The 19,874-nt window shown below is 59.4% G+C and carries 18 protein-coding genes and 1 pseudogene; 13 read left to right on the top strand and 6 right to left on the bottom strand.

Going from position 1 to position 19,874, the window contains the following annotated elements; translation table 11 throughout:
• Positions 1-473: 473 nt before the first annotated feature.
• On the bottom strand, positions 474-1,541 hold the full coding sequence (locus tag EXE47_RS14190) for a nitrogen regulation protein NR(II) (protein ID WP_089309273.1): 1,068 nt from the start codon (positions 1,539-1,541) through the stop codon (positions 474-476).
• Between the two features lie 87 nt (positions 1,542-1,628).
• Positions 1,629-1,808 carry a hypothetical protein gene (locus tag EXE47_RS14185; protein WP_049933472.1) on the bottom strand — a complete coding sequence of 60 codons (180 nt, stop codon included), beginning with the start codon at positions 1,806-1,808 and terminating at the stop codon, positions 1,629-1,631.
• 211 nt (positions 1,809-2,019) lie between these two features.
• Between EXE47_RS14185 and EXE47_RS14180 the strand changes: the two genes are divergently transcribed.
• From EXE47_RS14180 to EXE47_RS14170, 3 genes and pseudogenes are all read left to right on the top strand, one after another.
• Positions 2,020-2,676 carry a helix-turn-helix domain-containing protein gene (locus EXE47_RS14180; RefSeq protein WP_089309272.1) on the top strand — a complete coding sequence of 219 codons (657 nt, stop codon included), beginning with the start codon at positions 2,020-2,022 and terminating at the stop codon, positions 2,674-2,676.
• Between the two features lie 217 nt (positions 2,677-2,893).
• Positions 2,894-3,643: pseudogene (locus EXE47_RS14175) on the top strand (RNA-guided endonuclease InsQ/TnpB family protein); the annotation flags it as partial.
• 61 nt (positions 3,644-3,704) lie between these two features.
• Positions 3,705-3,977, top strand: a complete 273-nt coding sequence (locus EXE47_RS14170; RefSeq protein ID WP_241988221.1) for a hypothetical protein — start codon at positions 3,705-3,707, stop codon at positions 3,975-3,977.
• 50 nt (positions 3,978-4,027) lie between these two features.
• On the opposite strand, the gene EXE47_RS14165 is transcribed toward EXE47_RS14170, so the two are convergent.
• A complete protein-coding gene (locus tag EXE47_RS14165) occupies positions 4,028-4,456 on the bottom strand; it encodes a desampylase (protein WP_089309271.1) in 429 nt (142 codons plus the stop codon).
• A gap of 172 nt (positions 4,457-4,628) precedes the next feature.
• Positions 4,629-4,754 carry a hypothetical protein gene (locus EXE47_RS19230; protein WP_255509803.1) on the bottom strand — a complete coding sequence of 42 codons (126 nt, stop codon included), beginning with the start codon at positions 4,752-4,754 and terminating at the stop codon, positions 4,629-4,631.
• A gap of 116 nt (positions 4,755-4,870) precedes the next feature.
• Between EXE47_RS19230 and EXE47_RS14160 the strand changes: the two genes are divergently transcribed.
• From EXE47_RS14160 to EXE47_RS14150, 3 genes are all read left to right on the top strand, one after another.
• Positions 4,871-6,223, top strand: coding sequence for a restriction endonuclease (locus EXE47_RS14160; protein WP_089309270.1), 1,353 nt, complete (start codon positions 4,871-4,873; stop codon positions 6,221-6,223).
• Positions 6,224-6,943: 720 nt separating this feature from the next.
• Positions 6,944-7,834, top strand: a complete 891-nt coding sequence (locus EXE47_RS14155) for a DMT family transporter (protein ID WP_089309269.1) — start codon at positions 6,944-6,946, stop codon at positions 7,832-7,834.
• Positions 7,835-8,094: 260 nt separating this feature from the next.
• On the top strand, positions 8,095-9,768 hold the full coding sequence (locus EXE47_RS14150) for a hypothetical protein (RefSeq protein ID WP_089309268.1): 1,674 nt from the start codon (positions 8,095-8,097) through the stop codon (positions 9,766-9,768).
• A gap of 93 nt (positions 9,769-9,861) precedes the next feature.
• Here the strand turns inward: EXE47_RS14150 and EXE47_RS14145 are convergent, their stop codons facing one another.
• Complete coding sequence (locus EXE47_RS14145) at positions 9,862-11,223, bottom strand: NAD-dependent succinate-semialdehyde dehydrogenase (protein ID WP_089309267.1); 1,362 nt, start codon at positions 11,221-11,223, stop codon at positions 9,862-9,864.
• 198 nt (positions 11,224-11,421) lie between these two features.
• Here EXE47_RS14145 and EXE47_RS14140 point away from each other — a divergent pair, with 198 nt between their 5' ends.
• The 7 genes from EXE47_RS14140 to EXE47_RS14110 are packed head-to-tail and all read left to right on the top strand — an operon-like array spanning position 11,422 to position 18,760.
• Positions 11,422-12,747: an ABC transporter substrate-binding protein gene (locus EXE47_RS14140; protein ID WP_049933127.1), complete on the top strand. Its 1,326-nt coding sequence runs from the start codon at positions 11,422-11,424 to the stop codon at positions 12,745-12,747.
• 16 nt (positions 12,748-12,763) lie between these two features.
• Positions 12,764-13,657 (top strand): branched-chain amino acid ABC transporter permease, encoded by an 894-nt coding sequence (locus EXE47_RS14135; protein WP_049933129.1) that lies wholly within the window; start codon positions 12,764-12,766, stop codon positions 13,655-13,657.
• Entirely contained in the window at positions 13,654-14,832 is a 1,179-nt protein-coding gene (locus EXE47_RS14130; RefSeq protein WP_049933130.1) for a branched-chain amino acid ABC transporter permease, read from the top strand. The genes EXE47_RS14135 and EXE47_RS14130 overlap by 4 nt, the downstream gene beginning before the upstream one ends.
• On the top strand, positions 14,829-15,602 hold the full coding sequence (locus tag EXE47_RS14125; RefSeq protein WP_049933132.1) for an ABC transporter ATP-binding protein: 774 nt from the start codon (positions 14,829-14,831) through the stop codon (positions 15,600-15,602). Before EXE47_RS14130 ends, EXE47_RS14125 begins: the two co-directional genes overlap by 4 nt.
• A complete protein-coding gene (locus EXE47_RS14120) occupies positions 15,599-16,312 on the top strand; it encodes an ABC transporter ATP-binding protein (RefSeq protein ID WP_049933134.1) in 714 nt (237 codons plus the stop codon). Before EXE47_RS14125 ends, EXE47_RS14120 begins: the two co-directional genes overlap by 4 nt.
• A complete protein-coding gene (locus EXE47_RS14115; protein WP_089309266.1) occupies positions 16,305-17,954 on the top strand; it encodes a long-chain fatty acid--CoA ligase in 1,650 nt (549 codons plus the stop codon). Before EXE47_RS14120 ends, EXE47_RS14115 begins: the two co-directional genes overlap by 8 nt.
• Positions 17,951-18,760: an SDR family NAD(P)-dependent oxidoreductase gene (locus tag EXE47_RS14110; protein WP_089309265.1), complete on the top strand. Its 810-nt coding sequence runs from the start codon at positions 17,951-17,953 to the stop codon at positions 18,758-18,760. The genes EXE47_RS14115 and EXE47_RS14110 overlap by 4 nt, the downstream gene beginning before the upstream one ends.
• Positions 18,761-18,789: 29 nt before the next feature.
• Here the strand turns inward: EXE47_RS14110 and EXE47_RS14105 are convergent, their stop codons facing one another.
• Positions 18,790-19,857, bottom strand: a complete 1,068-nt coding sequence (locus EXE47_RS14105) for a phosphotransferase family protein (RefSeq protein ID WP_089309264.1) — start codon at positions 19,855-19,857, stop codon at positions 18,790-18,792.
• Positions 19,858-19,874 lie beyond the last annotated feature (17 nt).

The raw sequence follows: 19,874 nt of genomic DNA, 5'->3' as shown, positions 1-19,874 counted from the left end.
CCCCCAAGTCCGTTGACGCTTGCCGGCGTCCCCGTGGCAAAAACAACACTGGGACGCCGTACACGGTTGAGGATAGGGGTAACGGCCAGTTGGCATGGCCAGCAGTCCACCAGTCCGACACTGTGGGGCTACCCGTGCCCGAAAGGGCTGGTAGTCCACTGACTGGACTGTAAACCTGAAACTCCCACCGCTCGGGATTCCTCCGCGTTTACGCGGAGGAGGATGTCAATTCCGTCTCGACTCCATCGGGCTGGCTGTTACATACGCAAGCGCGTTCTATCGGCTGACTCGTGATTTAGATCGTCTGTATCTCGCACGTAGCTTCTATCAGCTCTGAAGTATTTCAACAGAGCCAGTTTATACCAATCGAGGGTGGAAATGGAAAATATGTCGGTGGCCTCGATCCCGTTGCCGCCGAGGGGCGGAGGCCGCATTCGTTCCGCGGCTCGTGCTGGCGTCCGTCGGCTCCTCCGTCAGCCGAGGAAGTCGATCCCGGTGATCTCGAACCGCGCGCCGCCGCTCTCTGCCTCAGTCGCGACGACGTCCCAACCGTGCGCGTTGACGATGGTCCGGACGACCGAGAGGCCGTAGCCGTGCCCGCCGTCGCGCGTGGTGAAACCGTGGTCGAAGACCTCCTCCTCGCAGCCGTCAGCGATCCCGGGGCCGTCGTCCTCGACGAAGAGGCCCGTGTCGAGGGGCCCGACCCGGACCGCTGCGTCGTCGCCGCCGTGGTCCGTCGCGTTTTGGAAGAGGTTCTCGAACAGCTCGCGGAGCCGGTCGGGGTCGCTGCTCACCGACGGGACGGGCTCGTAGGTGAGCGCCGCTCCCGACTTCCCACCGAGGCTCCGCCAGGCGGCCTCGACGACCTCGCCGACGTCAGTCGGCTCCGGGTCGCTGACGACGTTTCCCTGTCGCGCGACGCGGAGCAGGTCGTCGACGAGCCGTGCCATCCGGTCGGTCGTCTCGCCGATCCGTTCGAGGTGTTCCTCGTCACCGGCCTCCTCGTACAGCGTCAGGCTCCCCTCGATGACGTTCAGCGGGTTCCGAAGGTCGTGCGCGAGAATATCGGTGAACTCCTTGAGGCGGTCGTTCTGCCGCTCTAACATCCGCTCGTACTCCTTCGCAGTCGTCGTGTCCCGGCTGATCGCCGCGTACCCGCGGAACTCGCCGTTCCGCAGCGGCGACAGCGTCAGGGTGCCCCAGAAGACGGAGCCGTCCGCGCGCCGGTGCCAGTGTTCGAACTCTACCGATTCCTCTCTCGGCTCCGCGAAGAAGTCCCCGGGAAGTGAGTCGGAGTCCGCCTCGCCCTCGTCGTCGGCGAACAGCATCCGGACGTGTCGGTCAAGGACCGCCGTCGCGTCGTGTCCGTAGAGCGCCGTCGCCGGCGCCGGCCACGCGACGATGTTCCCGTCGGCGTTCAACATGAAGATTGCGTGCGTGGAGACGCCTTCGAGGAGGCGACGGGCCACGGGGTCTCCCGACTCAGAGGCGTTCGTCGGAGGATCAAGGGCGTTCGTCGCGGGGTCGGGATCGTCTGTCACACGAGGGGATTACGCTCCGGTTACCAGTCTCTTCGGACTGGCTTACCAAGGTATTTATACCAGAACCAATCGGCGAGGCCGCGGGCGTCAGTCTGCCAGTTCGACCACCAGGACTTCCATGTCGGAACCCGTGCCCTCGGTCCGATACTCCCACGTTCCGCGGGGATCGACGCCGTTCTCGAGGGCGTCGCAGAGCACCCGACCGAGGGCGACCTCGAACTCCTCTGTACTCGATATGTCGTCTTCGGATGAGTCGCCAGTTGTCATGATGAAACGTACACTCGACTGCGATACGATGCTGTCGCGAAACTCACCGCCGCGCAAACAGAGACCGCAGTCGTCTGTTTCTACGATTATCGATAGGTCTCCTAAACGGATAATACTACCGAAACACATGGTACACCAAGGTGAATCGCGCTCCAGTAGAAGGTTTCTACCGAGTTTTTAACGCGTTTGCGACAGAACAGTGCTGTATCTGATGAGCGTTATCGTTGAGTTGACTATTCCATCTGTCGAATTCGAATTGGGACGGATCCTCCGGATCGAAGAGCCGACGCAGCTCACGCTGGAAACGATGGTGCCGCTGGGCGGGAAACCCACGCCGTTCGTTCGGATCCAGAACGAAGTCCGCGAGACGTTCGAGCGCTCCGTCCGTGAACACCCCTCGGTCAACGACATCCAGCTCGTCGACACCCACGAGGACGAGACGCTGTACGCGCTGAACTGGGACCCCTCGGAAGCCTCGCTGCTCCGCCGGATCCTCGACTTGGACGCGGTCCTGCTGGGTGCGACCGGAACCGCCGACACGTGGGGGCTCGAACTCAGGTTCCCGAGCCACGAGGCGCTCTCGTCGTTTCAAGAGTTCTACCTCGACGAGGACATCGACGTCTCGATCGAGCGCATCTACAACCCCACGAAGCCGGACGCCGGTCCGTGGTACGGGATGACGCCTCCGCAGCGCGAGACCCTCGCGGCCGCCGTCGAGGCCGGCTACTACTCGCTCCCGCGGCAGATCTCCACCCAGGGGCTCGCGGACTCGTTCGGCATCTCCGATCAGGCCGTCACCGAACGCCTCCGGCGCGGTATCTCCACGCTGGTACTGAACACGCTGCTGGTCGACGAACCGGACGAGTAGCCGCGGTTCTGGCGGTGAAGCTCTGTTGAAGTTCTATTCTTCAGATACGTTTTGTCCGAAACAGCCGGTCACTGAAAACTGCGAATTAGACGGGTCTCTGACACGTGAGAGACAAGTGACGGTACGGACAAGACGGTAGTTGAGAAAATCATCGAAGGAATCGCCGATGCGAAAGATGTGAAGCCGGAGAACCCTCACATTATGCTCGAAAATCACTATCGGTTTCCGTCGGGAGAAGAACAGTACGGAGCGGAACACCGCCGAGGACGGGACGGTCCTCGGGGTTGACCTCGGTATCCAAAACCTCGCTGTCACCAGCACCGCCTTCTTTTTCACCGGGCGGGAGTTGACTCACGACTTCCGCGAGTTCGAGAAAGTACGCGCCGGACTCCAACAGACCTGGACGCGAAGCGCCCATCGGGCGCTCGAACAGTCGAGTGGCCGGGAATTTCGCTACGTGCGTGACGTACTTCACCGAGCGTCGAACGCTATCGTGGACGAAGCCCTCCGATATGAGTCCGACGTGATAGCCTTCGAGAACCTAACCCACATCCGCGATCGCACAGGTGCGTTGTGGGGTCACAAGCGGGCGTTCCGAGCGCTGTACGAGAAAGTGGCGTATAAATCCGAAGCGAAAGGTATCTCAGTGAAGCAAGTCGGGTCACCGTACACGTCACAGCGGTGCGCCGAGTGTGGCTTCACAGCTGAGGAGAATCGCGCGACCCGCACCGATTTCCGGTGCGTGAAGTGCGAGTCGGAAGCGAACGCGGACTACAACGCGGCGAAGAACACCTGGATGCGGTATGTCCGTCGGGGCCAACAGTCGTCTCGCTGGACGGGCAATAGTCAGCATGCCCTAAAGTCTGGAACAGTGACGCCGAGTGGCGGATTCACCGCCTACCTGGATGGGTTCGAGGCCGAGTTCATGGACAAGCCCCACTCTCCACGAGCGAACCCCTCAGAGTGAGCGAAGTAGGGTGGGGTAGTTGACACACCTTATCGGCAAAGGCGAGACCCTCGACGGGTCGATGCTGTTCTCCGACGCCCTCGACATGGAGTTCGACAAGGTCGAGATCCCCAAGCAGGACGACTGCCCGGTCTGTGGCGATGACTCGGCCATCGAGTCCGTCCACGACGTGGGGTACAGGCATCCTGCGCGATTGACGCTGGTGGCGACGCCGAACCGGAGATCGAAGCGATCGAGTAAGAGGCTTCCCTCCGACCCGGTTTGGGGCGACGCGAACCGGGGAGTTTCCGAGACGCGGATGGTTCGTAGCGCCGGTCTCGCCGTTTCCCGTTGAGAGACCGCGTGCCGAGTGCTGTGAGAATACTCGCCGTCTGCGGGGTTCGTTCAGCGCTCGCTTCGGATCGAGACGGTCTCCTGTTCGAACGCCTCTTCGTTGTCGCGCCACCGCCACGAGCCGACGAAGGGGTAGCCGTCAAGTGCGCAAATGACATACGAGTGGTCCGGCCACGTGGCCTGTGCGGCGTCCGTCTCGCTCGGGTGCGCCGGTCCGGTCGGGTGCGAGTGGTAGAACCCGACCACGTCAAGACCCGCCTCCTCAACGGTCTCAATCAGCTCAAGCTGCTCTTCGGGGTCGATCAGGTAGCGGATCTCTGGTGTTTCCGCGACGTTCTCAGCAGCGTACGTCCCTGTGACGACGCTCTTGTCACCGTCAGTGCCGTGTTCGCCAGCGAGCACGCCACAGATCTCTGCCTCGCCGCCTTTGTACGCCCGATACATGATGTCATCGTACGCTGCCCGCGTGAGTTTGATCATACCCTGAGATAGCCTGATGTCCGGATAAGTCCGTTCCGACCGGCAAGAGGGGAGGCGAGTCAGGAGAACCGGCGGTCATTGAGGACATGACGTACGCAAAAATAGGGGTGCTGTTCGCGGAGTTGACGCCGTCTCCGAGTCAGCGTTGTGTCGGGTGAGCGCGCCGAACCGTTTAGAACGTGATAATCTCGTAGTCGTCGCCGACGAGCGATTCGGGTTCGAGCCAGCAGTCACGAATACACTGAAGCGCCGGGAGACAGATCGGATCGAACTCGCCGGCACCGTCGTCCCTGTTCATACCGCGAGCTGGTGGCTGGCCTCGTCGTAGGCGAGTGCGGCTTGGATCACGGTGAGATTCTGCTGACTGTGCGCGTACAGAGGCGTTATAACAAGATACTGTCTAATCACAGTCGGATGGCTATACTGGACGACCTCTCGGGGTTCGAGTTCGAGGACCTGATAGAAGATGTCTTCCGCAACCTCGGCTACGAGAACGTCCGCCAAGCTGAGAAGACAGCTGACGAGGGCCGAGATGTCCTGATGGAGGAAGTCATCGACGGAACACGGAGAGCAATCGTCGTCGAGTGTAAGCACACGGGGACGGTCGGGCGGCCAGTCGTCCAGAAGCTCCACTCGGCGATCGCGACGTTCGACTTTGACGGCCCCAAACGCGGAATGGTCGTCACGACTGGCCGGTTCACGGACCCTGCTCAGGAGTACACAAACCGACTCCAACAGAACGACGACCCCCACCCAATCGAGTTGCTCGACGGCGAGGCTCTCCGGGAGATCGCCGACGAGATCGGGCTTGATCTCTATAACGGTCGCATTGAGATTCTCTGTGACGAGACGCTACGTCCCCACGATCCGGCAACAGATGTCGACACCCCCGTCAAGGAGAGGTTCCGTGACATCGAGAACATCGAGGCCGCCGACCTTCCGGAGCCACATTCGACGGTGACGTTCCGCCCGGTGGTTGCGGTCACCGCGGACACGAACGCTGTCTTCGAGACATCGGTAGGCGTCATCCACCGGATCAACGATCGCACACAGTTCGTCGTCCACGCTGACCGTGGACATCCGAAGGTGGCCGACGACGACGTCGCGACGCTAGTCATCGAGAACTTCCACGCGGCGGTCCCCCTCGATATTGGACAGTTAACCGAGGTATTCGACGACGTCGAGGAGCGCCGATTTGGGCAGACCCAAACAGAGTACAAGGAGTGGGCTGTTGACCGGCTTCAGGACTATCACACGACGACGGTGACCTATACCGGCGACAACAACGTCACCTACAACAAGACGTGTAAGCCGAATCTCTCGGATATCTCTGTGCAATCGATCGAGCCGGTGTATCTCCCTGAGGTTCGGCAGACGACCGAGCTACAAGAGTATTCGTATCCGTACGAATACTATGCTGCTGGCCCTTCACGGGTCACCTTGGAGGACGGGATTCATCGGTGCGTCCACTGCGAGACGAGCGGTATCGACGAGACCTACACCTACTGTCCGAACTGCGGGGCGATCGCCTGCCGCAGCCACATCAAGACCGAACGGGTGGAAGGTGAGCCGGTCTGTACGGGCTGTGCGGTGACCGAACGGTTCGCGTTGAAGCCGAAGTACTTCTACGGCGAACAGAATCTCGAGACGTTCCGCGAGGAATACGCCGAGATGCCACTTCACGAGAAGGCGATGGAGAACCCGTTACTGGCGGGCGGCAGCGTGGTCGCGGCGCTGCTGCTCATCATTGGACTGCTCGTTATATAGATCAAGGAGAATACCTGCGGCTTCAGCCGCAGGATGAATCCGACAACTCGGAGTCAATCTACACTACAATAGCCACACTGAGATTTGGTAATCCGCATCTTAAAGCGACAGGCAATCCCACGTATAGATAGGAATCAGACTGGGAACAGAGCGACTCCCGTTAGTCCTACGATGGCGGCCTGTCCGCCCCAAGCAATGAGACAGTAATCGGAACCAGTTGGGTGAACGGTCGGTTCTTATAATGAACCGACGCAGTGCCCGACTGCTGTACGCACCACAGAAAGTAACTCCAAGTCCAGCGAAGTCTGCCGGACTCCCCGAGGCAAAAACAACTCCGGGAGTCCGAACACGATAGAGGATAGGAGTACCGGGGGCTTGGCACTCCCAGCAGTCCCACCCGTCACAGTCCGTGAACCCCACACGGATTCTCACCGTGTCGGAGTTCGGTGGAACTGTAAACCTGAAATCTCCAACGCTCAGGATTCCTCCGCGTTTACGCGGAGGAGGATGTCAACGGCGGGGTCATCTGAACGGGCTTGCTGATCACCTAGACTGGTGGTATTTATATCACCCTAGAAGCCCTGATGGGCGCTAACCCAGCGTTGAGGTCTGTTTGTCTACATCTACTTCGCAGTCGACGCCGTCGCTAGGCGCATCGGGTCACTCGAGAGTTGGCGCGGTCCGACGGATATTTCGCTGTTGGCGGCGACCTCCTCGTGAATGAGTCGCTACGGGACGGCCGGCCGATTCTTGCTTCTGTGTGCCGTCTGGGGCACCGCGTTCATGGCGACGGACGTCGGCCTGGCTGATCTCCCTGCGGTGCCGTTTGCGGCCGTGCGTTTCGACATCGCTGCCGCACTGTTGTTCGTCGCTGTGGTTGCCTCCGATGCGGATATCCGTCCCCATACTCGGGACGACTACGTCTACGTGTTCGTCGGTGGCGCGCTCACAATCGGTGCGCACCACGCATTCCTCTTCGCGGGCCAGCGGTACGTCACGGGCGGTGTCGCGGCCGTTCTGTTGGGTCTCGTCCCCGTGGTGACACCTGCGCTCACGCGGCTCGTCTCTACTGAGGAAGAGTTTACCGCTGCCACCGGACTCGGCGTCGTGCTTGGATTCGTTGGCGTCGTCGTCATCGCTGATCCCGACCCCGCGAATCTCGCGGACAGCGTCTTCGGAGTGTCGCTCGTGCTTGCGTCCGCACTTGCGTTCGCCGTCGCCGCGGTCGTCACGCACAGCAGGTCGCCGTCGATGCCGTTCCTCTCGACGCAGGCGTGGATGATGGCTATTGGCGCCGTCGTGCTCCACGCCGCTGTGATCGCAGTCCCCGGTCAATCGTTCGCGGCCGCCACGTGGACCCCGTCCGCACTCGCCGCACTTGCGTACCTTTCTGCCGTTGCTGGCGTCGGCGGCTTCTTGCTTTATTTCACGTTACTCGACGACCTCGGACCCATCGAGATGAGCTTCATTGAGTACGTCATCCCCGTGTTCGCAGCGCTGGCCGGCTGGCTCGTGCTTGGGCAGGAAGTGACGCCGGCGACCGTCGCCGGGTTCGGGTTCATCGTGGCAGGGTTCGTCGCCGCGAAGTGGCGGACATTGCGTGGAACATAGTGGTGCGTGATTGGTGACTTCGGGAGACCTTCCGAACACTTCGCTGGGGTCCCAGTGGTTGGCAAGTGCGGTACACGATCAAAGGATCATCTCACGAGCCGATTTTGAGTGGATCGCCTCCCTCCCAAGCGAGGATAAGATCTTACTTATTGGTAGAATTTGTGTCAATTCGTAATTCGGCGAAGTTACTACCTAATTTGCGGGTTGGTTCGCAACTCATACATACAAGGTTCAAGATCATAATTTCACGCCCCATACGAATGTCAGAACGCCCTCCATCCGATGATTCAGACGAACAACCCTTCGATACCGATCTGGCCGACTGGCCATCAGATGACTCGGATCAAGACCAGTCGGCGCCACCGTGGATTCCGCTTGGCATTGTTGGGATTCTTGCTGTTGCCGTCGGCTGGTTCTTCCGGCCGTGGCTCCATGGCCTCATCTACACGGTGTATACGACGCCGCTACTGCTGCTTGGCATCATTGCTGGTAGTATCGCGGCGTGGGTTACCGTACGTGCGGGCGACCGCGTTGAGACCGTCATCAACACGCTCTCCAGCAGCGACCACACGATTACCCCACTTCGTGTCGGTGTAGTCGTCGTCGTGATCGCTGCGTTCGCGCTGATGCCCGTCGCTAACGCAGTCGCTGGCGTCACATTAAGCGACCAAACAATGAGCCAGACGGCTACTGTTGAGCAACTCGACGATGTTGACGCCGACAATCCCCGAATTGTCACGCGAGCGGTCGCCGAACGGTACGCATCGAACACACTCAACCGGCCGCAGTACCGCGTCGGGGAGACCGATATCAGCGTGGTGAATGGGACTCCCTACTGGGCTGCTCCGCTCGCTCCGGATGGCCTATTTAACACGATCACAAAGCGTCAAGCCGGAACTGTCCTTGTCGATATGACAACTCAGCAGGCGAATGTACGGTCCGTAGACGGCGAGCTCGAAACTGGCGTCGGAACGATCTTTTATCGGAACTACCGCTGGAAGCTCCTCAAATCGCAGGCGTATCTCGTGGACTACGGTGATCCGAAGATGGTCATCCACAATGAGACTCAATACATCACCGTCCCATACACTGAGCCCACATTCCACTTGACGCCGTTACCACACTCGACACCACATTGGGGAGGCGTCGCCGTCATTGATCCAAGCGGTTCGATCGACATGCTCTCTCCCTCTGAGGCTGCGGCTAGCCCAATCCTTGACACTCAGCAACTGTATCCAGAGAAACTGGCGCTTCAATCGGTCGCGGCAACGAAGTACCGAAATGGAATCCTCAACACCTATACGAGCCACGAAGATGAAATCGAGATCGCGCCGCTTCCCGGAGACGGAAACGACCAGCCGTTCTTCATTCTCTCTGAGTCGGGGCCGCAGTACGTTGTTGCTGTCGAACCGTACGGCGACGCACAGGGTCTCCAAGAGTTGTGGACAATCGACGGCCAAACCGGAACCTTCGAACGCTACATCCCAACTGACTCGCTGTTCGGCCCACAGCGAGCAGCAGATCTCGTGCGGCAATCAGCGCCACAGACAGACTGGGACCGCTTTTCGCCAGCCGAACCCATTCTCACAGTCATCGACGATCGAGAGTATTGGCAAGTGCGCGTCGTCCCCGAAGATAACAGCGGGATCGCGTACGTCGCGTTTGTAGACGCACGGTCCGGGAACGTCGATTCGTTCGAAGAGACTGACGCGATCTCGCAGTTCCTCGCTGGCGAGACACCGGTCGAGAATCCTACCGAAACAGACCCAGTGACGCCTACGGAGACGCCGACGGTTATCGTCCAACGAGTTGCCGAGAACGGTACTGTAATTGAGACCATGAGAGTGTACGACGACGAATCGCTCGAAATACGGACACCCACGAACACCTCCGTTGGTACAGAGAACGCGACCGCTCAAGCCCTCGGCAGTTAGGGAAATGGCTCGGTAATGTGGGCGCTATTGACTTCGGCATGCTGTCCACCTGACGAAGGCACCCCTAAAAGCCGCTACCCAACTTGTCCGATGTTATTCGATCCAAACGGTTTTGCGATTGACAAACTCCTTGATCCCAGCCTCGGAGAGTTCCCGGCCATAGCCTGAGTCCTTGACACCGCCAAACGGAACCCGTGGGTCGGACTTCACCAACTGATTCACGTACACGCAGCCCGCGTCGATACGGCTTGCCACACGTTCACCGCGGTCGCGGTCCTGCGTCCAAACGCTGGCTCCGAGTCCAAACGGTGTGTCATTAGCCTTGGTGATCGCCGACTCCTCGTCGTCAACCTCGTAAACCGTAGCTACTGGGCCGAATGTCTCCTCCGTGTCGACGGGACACCCTTCCGGGGGATCAGTCAAGATGGTCGGCGGGTAGAAGGCTCCTTCTCTGTCGAGAGGCTCACCGCCAGTCACGAGCGTCGCTCCAGCCTCGACGCTTGCGGTGACCTGTTCATGAAGAGTTTCCATAAGATCTTCTCGGGCCTGTGGCCCGATATCGGTCTCCTCGTTTGCGGGATCTCCCACAACGAGCGAATCCATTTCGTCGGTCAGTGAGCCAAGGAATTCATCGTATACGTCCGTGTGGACGATGAACCGTTTCGCGGCAATACACGATTGACCACCGTTTAGATTCCGCGCCCAAGCGCCTGTCTCAGCCGCAGCCGATAGGTCCGCATCGTCGAGGACAACGAATGGGTCGCTCCCTCCAAGTTCGAGGACGGTCTTTTTGAGTTGGTCACCGGCGTTCGCGGCTACCGCACGTCCAGCTGGACCACTTCCTGTCAGCGTTGCGGCCCGAACCCGACTGTCCGTCAGGAGATTATCTACGAGATCCGATGGAATCAGCAGCGACTGGAAGACGTCATCAGGATACCCGGCCTTCTGGAACACTTCCTCGATTGCGAGCGCGCACCCAGGTACATTCGACGCGTGCTTGAGAATCCCCACGTTTCCAGCGGTGAGGTACGGTGCGGCAAAGCGGAACACCTGCCAGAGTGGGAAATTCCACGGCATCACCGCTAAGACAGTTCCGAGCGGTTCGTGTTCGGTTTTCACTTCCGACCCCGGAGGACTCGGATGGTGGTCGGCTTCGAGATACGCACTTGCGTGTTCCGCGTAATGCTCACAGACCCACGCGCACTTTTCAACCTCGCCAACCGCCTGTGAGATCGGCTTACCCATCTCCCGCGTCATCGTCTCGGCGTACTCCTGTTTGTTCTCTCTGAGCACCTCTGCCGCGTTCGCCAGAAGTTGCTCTCGCTCCCGAAGCGGGCGGGTCTGCCAGTCTTTGAATGCTTGTTCTGACCGGTCTAAGGCCGCTTCAACGTCGTCTTCATCGTGATCGTCGTATGTCTCAACACGAGCCCCCGTTGCTGGATTCACTACATCCATGCGATCTGGGAACGCAACACAGGTACATTAACATTGGTCACGTTTGATAGCTGCTCAGGTAACCGGCCCGGCACTCAGAACTGACGATCTAATTCTGTACTGGGGTGTTTAGCGGAACACAGAACCGAGATAAAGGGATGGTGTGTCATGGACCTACACATTTATGTAGTGAGCGACACTCACGGACGATTGTTAACAATGGAAACCGAAATTGGGGATGACGAAAACAAGGAAAAGCAGACTGGGGAGACACCGACGAGTTCAGCAAGTCAATCGCCGATTGGGCGGCGACGGTTCCTACAGGCGACCGGTGCGGGGACGGCGGTCGCACTCGCCGGCTGTTCAGGCGGTGGTGGCGACAGTGGGCCCGTAACGCTCGGTGCCGCATACATCCTCTCAGGGTTCGCCTCGTTGTACGGCGAAGAGGCAGAACGGGGAATTGAGTTTGCGCAGTCGCGGATCAATGACAACGGCGGTATCGACGGGCGGGAGGTCGATGTGATTGTCCGTGACACCGAAGCAAGCGGAGACACGGCAATCCAGCAGATCCGTAGTCTTGTCCAAGAGGACAACGTCGACGGACTGTTTGGGCTCGACTCGAGTGGCGTTGCGCAGGCAGTTGCGCCACAAATCTCCCAACTTCAGGTCCCGTTCATGATCACGCACGCGGCAACCCCGTTCGTCACCTCGCCGCAGGGTGAACATGAAGACTCCGTTGGGAACGAGTACGTGTTCCGCGATTCCAACAGTCTCGCACAAGACGTGTACGGCGCAGCGCGTGTTGCCGAGGAACTCGATGCCACCGAATGGGCCACTATTGGGCCAGACTACGCCTTCGGGTACGAGACGTGGGATTACTTCCAGGCCTATTGTGACGGACTCGGTGTCGAGGCTGAGTTCACGGCCGAGCAGTTCCCGGCGCTGGCGACGAGTGACTACACGCCATTTATTAGCTCCATCCTCGACGCCGACCCTGACGCGGTACTCACCCCACTGTGGGGGGCTGACCTCACAACGTTCATCGGGCAGGCTGAGGACGCCGGCTGGTTCGACCAGATCGACCACACGCTGTTCAGTGTCGGGATGGGGACGGACTACCCCAGCGACGGCAGCCCCCTCCCGGAGGGAGAGTACGCATCCACCCGGTATGATCCGTTCGTCCCTGACTCAGAGACGAACAACTCGTTCCGTGAGGCGTACTACGAGGAGTACGGCACGCTCCCAACGTACAATGCCGAGGGAGCATACCGCGCGCTCTATCTGTACAAAGACGCGATCGAATCAGCCGGTAGCACAGAGGCCAGCGCGCTCGTCGACGAATTCACCGGCATGGAGCACTCGGGCCCAGTCGGTGAGTACCAGTTCAGCGAGACAAACCAAGCGACGGTCGCGTCAGTCTGGGGCACCGTCACATATGACGATGAGTGGGAAAGTAACGTCCTCGACCCGGTGAACCGATACGAGGCGGGTCCCGACGTGCTGTCGGAAGCACTCGGCGACTCTGACCTGCCGACGGGTATCTAACCCTCTTGCCGTTTTTATGAGTCTCACATCACTCGTTCCACTGATCGGTATCTCTGACGTTGTCATCGGGCTCAGCCTCGGGAGTCGCCTCTTTTTAATTGCGGTTGGGCTGAGTCTCATCTTCGGCGTACTCGGTGTGCTCAACTTCGCACACGGCGGGTTCTACATGCTCGGTGCGTACGTCACCCTAGCGGTGGTCTCGAACGTCATTGACAACTTCTGGATCGCCGCTGTGGTGGGCGCTTTAGCCGTTGGTATCGTTGGTGCCGTGATCGAATTCTCTGCGATCCGGCGGCTGTATGACCGTGTCGACTCTGACCTTGACCAGCTGATAGTCACGTTTGGTTTCGTACTCGTCATTCACGAGACAGTCCGGTTCATCTGGGGGTCGGGATCGTACTCGATCGATCCGCCAGACGTGTTCAACTTCTCTGTGACGTTCGGCGGGAGTACGTTCAACGCGTACCGGCTGGTCGTCATTGGCTTGGCTGTCGCGGTGCTCATCGGACTGTGGCTGTTCATCACGCGGACGTACTTTGGATCGCTGGTCCGAGGGACCTCCTCAGATCGTGAGATGGCAGCCATGCTCGGTGTCGACGTGCCGCGGCTCTACACTGGGGTCTTCTTCCTCGGTAGCGTGCTGGCTGGCCTTGGTGGAGCGCTCTCCGCACCGCTCCAGTCGACCAGCCCAGCCCTCGGTGATCAGGTGATCATTGACGCGTTTATCGTCGTGGTCATCGGCGGCCTCGGCTCAATGAGCGGCGCGTTCGTCGGTGCGATGCTCATCGGCATGATGCAGAGTCTCGGCCCGCAGTTTATCAGTGCCGGCAGCATCGCGATTCCATTCCTTGCGATGGTGATCGTGTTGCTGATCCGTCCTGAGGGACTCTTCGGGGGGATCGGCGAATGAGCGCGACCGACACCAGCAGTCGGGTTAGCCGGTTTAGATCCGCTGTCGCCGAGGGCTGGACCCGTGAGCGGTTTGGCGTCCTTGGAGCCCTCGCATTAATCTTGATCACCTTTGCGCCGCCGTTCCAAGTCTACCTGTTCACCGACTTCCTCGTAGTTTCGCTGTTCGCGCTCGGGTTCAACCTGTTGTACGGGTACACCGGTCTGCTGTCGTTTGGCCACGGCCTGTTCTACGCGGGTGGCGCGTACGGGATCGCAATTGTATTGCGAGACCTAGGACCGATGATCGCTGATATTGTCGGTACCGGAATTTCGCCGCTCGTCACGTTCATGATTGGTGGCGTTGTCGGCCTCGTACTCGTTATCATCGTCGCTGTGCCTGTCGGATGGCTCAGTGTCAGGTTACAGGAGATCTACTTTGCTCTGATCACCCTTGCGTTTGGGATGTTGGGCTACTCGCTCATCATCCAAGATCCGGCGGGACTGACAAACGGTACTGACGGGGTCATTGTTCTCCTCGGGACTGTAGACCTCGGCGGTACAAGCCTTCGGATTGGTGGCAGGCGGATCTACTACGTAATCTCGACCATTACCGTGGTCGCGGCAACGTACGGAGTATGGCGCATCGTCAACTCACCGTTTGGGACCATCTGTAAGGCGATCCGAGAGAGTCCTGACCGGGCGGCCGCGCTCGGGATCGATGCGAGCCACCACCGCTGGATGACGTTCATAATTTCGGCAGCAGTCGTCGGAATTGCAGGTGTCCTTCGCGCGGGGCTCGCCAGCGTTGCCTCTCCAGGACTGACCCACTGGTCGACGAGCGCAATCGCCGTTATCGCTACCGTCATCGGCGGTGCGACCTACTTTTACGGCCCGTTCGTGGGCGCATTTATCTTCCTGTACATCCGGTGGGCGATTAGTCGCTTCCCGGCTCTGGAGGCCTACTGGGAGCTGTTCTTCGGCGCGTTGCTCATCGCAGTTGTGCTGTTCTTCAAGCAGGGTGCTGTTGGTGGCCTCTTGCTGCTCCGCGATCGAGTGCTCGGCAATAACGACGACAGTGACCCTGGTGGACGAGAGAATACCGTTGACCCCGGTGAACAGGCCTCGGCTGCGTCAGATCACGAGGACGAACCGGGCAACGATAACATGGCGACTGACAGAGGTGATGACACGTGACAACCGTCCTCAAGACAGACGATCTCCGCAAACAGTTCGGAGAACTGACCGCCGTCGATAACGTCTCTATCGAGATCGACGACGACAAAATTACCAGTATCATCGGACCAAATGGAGCTGGAAAGACGACATTCTATAATCTCCTTACTGGTGTGCTCCAGCCAACGGGCGGATCTATCTGGCTTCGAAGCGGCGATCAAAACGAACTTACTGACGTTACCGATGCGGAGCCGCACGAAGTTGCGCAGGCAGGACTCTCGCGGTCGTACCAGATAACGAATATTTTTGAAGGGCTCACTGTCCGCGAAAATGTCCGTGTGGCTCGGATCAGCCACGAAGGGACCCGACTTGACTTCCGCTCGCGGGCAACTGGTGATGAGTCCGTTGAGGCCGACATCGAGGAGATACTGGAGCTCACTGGGCTCACAGACATCGCAGATACACCCTGCGACACGTTGAGTCACGGCGAAAAACGGACCGTCGAGATCGCCTTGGCGCTCGCTATCGAGCCGAACGTCTTCCTGATGGACGAGCCCACCGCAGGCATGAATCCGACTGAAGTCACGGAGATTGTCTCGTTGATCCGGGAACTCGATGCGGACCTCGACGCAACATTCGTGGTAACTGAACATAACATGGATGTCGTCACTGACATCTCTGATCGAATTGTCGTGCTTGCCGAGGGAGCGATCCTCGCAGACGGGACACCACAAGATGTGCTGGCGGATGAACGGGTAACCGAAGCATACCTCGGAAGTGATAGCGTATGACGATACTCACAGTCGACAAAATCGACACGTACTACGGGAACAGCCACGTCCTTCACGGGGTTTCGCTAGAGATCGACGAAGGCGAGGTAGTGACACTACTCGGACGCAACGGCGCAGGGAAAACGACCACCATGCGCTCGATCATTGGTGCGTCTCCCCCACGGTCCGGCTCTGTTACGTATCGTGGCGAGGAGATTACGGGACTCTCATCTGATGCGATTAATGGACTGGGAATCTCGCTCGTGCCGGAAGATCGCCGGGTGTTCCCCACTTTGACCGTCCAAGAGAACCTTCGCTTGGCACATAACCTAGCAAGCGATCCGCGGCCGGTTGAAGAGATGTATGAGTTGTTCCCTGCGCTTGACAATCTCCGTGATAGCAACGGACGGAACCTCAGTGGCGGCGAACAGCAGATGGTCTCGGTCGCTCGCGCGCTTGTCCAGTCACCAGATGTATTGCTGCTTGATGAACCGACGGAGGGGCTCGCGCCGGTGATCGTTGACGATCTTAAAGAAATCGTCCAGACTGTTGTTGAACAGAACGTGACCGTCCTATTGACTGAGCAGAACGTCGACTTCGCGTTCGAACTTGCCGAACGGGGATATATCATGGATACTGGAGAGATTGTTTTCGATGGGACGGTCGATGAGATTCGGGACCGAGAGGACCTGCTTGAGACGTACCTCTCTGTGGGGACTGCCGATGCCTGAGGAGCTTACACTCCGTCCGTTCTTCTGGCGGGCCACTCGGCTCTTCCCCGAGACTGAGGTCGTCTCACGCACCCACGATGGGATCGATCGCTACACCTACGCCGACTTTGGCGATCGTGTCCGGCGGCTTGCGGCCGCGCTGGCCGATCTCGGTGTCACGTCCGGCGATCGAGTCGGGACGCTTGGATGGAATACCCACCGACATCTCGAGGCGTATTATGCGGTTCCGCTCTCTGGCGCGCAGCTCCATACGGTAAATCTCCTGTTACAGGACGACAACGTCGAGTACATCGTCAACGATGCCGCCGACGACGTACTGATTGTTGACCGTGATGCCGTGGCGATCCTCGATCGCCTGTGGGACCGTATCGAGGGGGTACGCGAGGTCGTCGTCATGGATGACACGGTGCCGAAGACCGAGGCAGACTTGCCGCTGTCGGCCTTCGAAGACTTGATCGCGGACACAGATCCCATAGCGTCGTGGCCACCGCTCTCGGAAGACGATCCAGCCGGGATGTGTTACACCTCTGGGACGACAGGGAAGCCGAAGGGTGTTGAGTACACCCACAAGATGCTCTACGCCCATGCTATGATGGTGATGACGCCCGCTGCGCTCAACGTCGCTGAGGACGACGTTGTGATGCCGGTCGTCCCCATGTTCCACGTGAACTCTTGGGAGTTCCCATATGCTGTGACGATGGCCGGCGCAAAGCAGGTCTACCCAGGGCCGTCTCCAGATCCCGCTGACCTCGTCAATCTGATTGAGTCTGAGGAGGTGACGCTCACTGCGGGGGTCCCGACAGTCTGGATCGATGTCCTTGATCACCTAGATGAGCACGGCGGTGACCTATCCTCGCTTGAGCGTATCATCGTTGGCGGCAGTGCTGCCCCACGGGAGGTGATGCGACGCTACGAAGACGAATATGAGGTGACGATCGAACACGCGTGGGGGATGACCGAAACGATGAGTATCGGCTCAGTTTCCCGGCCGACATCCGGGACTGCCACCGACGGCCGCGAAGCGGCTCTCGACAAACGAGCGAAGCAGGGGTTACTCTCACCCGGCCTCAAGATGCAAGTTGTCGGGGATGACGGCGAGTCAGTCGCATGGGACGGCGAGGCGTTCGGTGAGCTGCTTGTTCGCGGTCCAACTGTTGTTGGGGAGTACTACAACCGACCGGAGGCCAACGAGACGGACTTCGTCGAAGCAGATGACGGCGGGAGCCGATGGCTCCGCACTGGGGACATCGCCACCGTCGACGAAGACGGCTACATCGAAGTTGTTGACCGGGCAAAGGATGTCATCAAGTCCGGCGGTGAATGGATCTCCAGCATCGAACTGGAGAACGCCTTGATGGCACACAGTGACATTGCCGAGGCGGTCGTCATTGCGGCGCCACATGAACGCTGGCAGGAGCGGCCGTTGGCGTTTGTCGTTCCGAAAGCGGGCTGTGAGATTGACGTAGAGTCTGTCCGGACGTTCCTCCAAGAGGAGTTCCCACGCTGGTGGCTTCCAGACGACGTCCAGATCCGTGAGGAGATTCCGAAAACTGCGACCGGGAAATTCGATAAGAAGACGCTTCGAGAAACCATCGAGGAGCCGGAACTCCCGTATGCGCCTGGCGATGGGGGTGGCCAATGACCACTGATGATACGACCGCGGCCGGAGCTGACATGGCACCAGTGGATGTCCTTCCAGACCTTTCGGACCAGGTTGCTGTTGTCACTGGTGGCGGGCGCGGCATCGGACGCAGCATAACTCTCGGGATGGCTGCTGCGGGAGCCACGGTCGTCCCCTCGGCGCGGACAGCTACTGAGGTTGAGGCTGTTGCCGACCAAGCCCGCGATCTAGGTGTCGAAGCCCGCGGCATCACCGCCGATGTGACCGATGGTGATGACGTCGAAACGCTGTTTGAAGAGACGGTGGAAGCGTTTGATTCGCTCGATATCCTCGTCAACAACGCCGGGTTCAACCCTGGAGACGCGCTTGGTGACCCGACTGAAATTGAGTCCGCTGCGGTCGATAGTGTTCTCGACGTGAACCTGCGAGGATCGTTTCGAACGCTCCGAGCTGCCGGCCCCCATCTCCGGGAAGCAGGTGGCAGTGTCGTCAATGTCGCGAGCGTTGCGGGAGAGGTTGGCCTGCCGAAACAGCATCCATATGTCGCGTCGAAACACGGCCTCGTAGGATTGACAAAGAGCGTAGCGATGGACTGGGCACCAGATGTGCGGGTCAACGCGGTTGCCCCCGGCTACGTCGCAACCGACCTCACTGAAACGCTACAGGAGAACGAACGGCTTCGAAAGTCGATCCTCAACCGGACACCGCTTGACCGGTTTGCCGACCCCATGGAGATTGCCGGCCCCGTCGTCTTCCTCGCAAGCGACGCAGCGAGTTTCATTACCGGCGAAACACTCGCTGCGGACGGTGGCTGGACCGCACGGTGAGACGGCTGGGTGACAATGGTCAATGGGGACTACAGCCGCTCCGTCTCTCCGTTGATGTACGCGAGTGTCCGCGACGCGAGCTCGGGAACCTGTGTTTCCATCTTTGGATACAGTGGGTCGTCGCTATCGTCATTTAGGTGCCTCGCGAGAAACATCTCGCCGAGCCCAGCCATCTTGTACGCTGCGAGTGCGCGGTAGAACCGCTCGTGAACGAACTCACGTCCCGTTGCTGTCTCATAGTGATTGATTACCTCCGAGCGAGTCGGGTACCCTTCGCGAGCTGTGAACGTCGACATTAAATCTGGCATCGCCGGGTCTGGGTCACCCTCATCGTACCAGAACAACAGCAGCCATCCGAGATCGGCAAGTGGGTCACCGAGCGTCGACAGTTCCCAGTCGAACACAGCAACGACCTCTGGCGGTGTCCCTGGCCCATACATCACATTGTCGAGTTTGAAATCTCCGTGGACGAGCGTCTCTGGATGGTCATCTGGGACATTGTCGGCGAGCCACTCACCGACAGCCACGAGGTCAGGAACTTCTCTGACAGACTCCGTTGTCCCAAAGGCCCACTCAAGTTGCTCCGTCCACCGCTCGACTTGTCGAGTTGTGTATCCCTCTGGGCGACCGAATTCGGCAAGTCCAACTGCCTCGTAATCAACGGCGTGGATAGCCGCAAGCGTGTCGATAAGTTCGGTTCCGATCTGCTTGCGTGCGTCGGGATTGGCAAACCGACTTGCTTCGGCGTCTCGCAATACGCTGCCGTCGGCACGCTCCATGAGATAAAAGTCGCTTCCGAGCACTGAGGGGTCGTCGCAAGCGCGCAACGTCCGGGGTACCGGAACGCCGGTGCCGGAAAGTGCGTCGACGACATGGTGTTCGCGGAGTACGTCATGGGCGGTGTCAGCCGTCTTACCGGGCGGCGGTCGTCGGATCACCAGTTCGTGGTCGCCCCACGTGACGAACAGCGTTTCATTTGAGTGCCCCTCTGCGTGTCGCTCAACGTCGAACGTATCCACCTCCCCGAACTCCTCGGTAAGGTACTCACTGAGCGCGTCATCGTCAACCAGCCGGTCAAGATAGCTAGTATCAGTCACGACCGTTCTACCCCCAT

Source organism: Halorubrum sp. GN12_10-3_MGM (assembly GCF_005435235.1).
Classification (GTDB): domain Archaea; phylum Halobacteriota; class Halobacteria; order Halobacteriales; family Haloferacaceae; genus Halorubrum; species Halorubrum ezzemoulense.
Note: the sequence above shows the minus strand (reverse complement) of the source record. Positions and strands in the feature narration are given on the sequence as shown.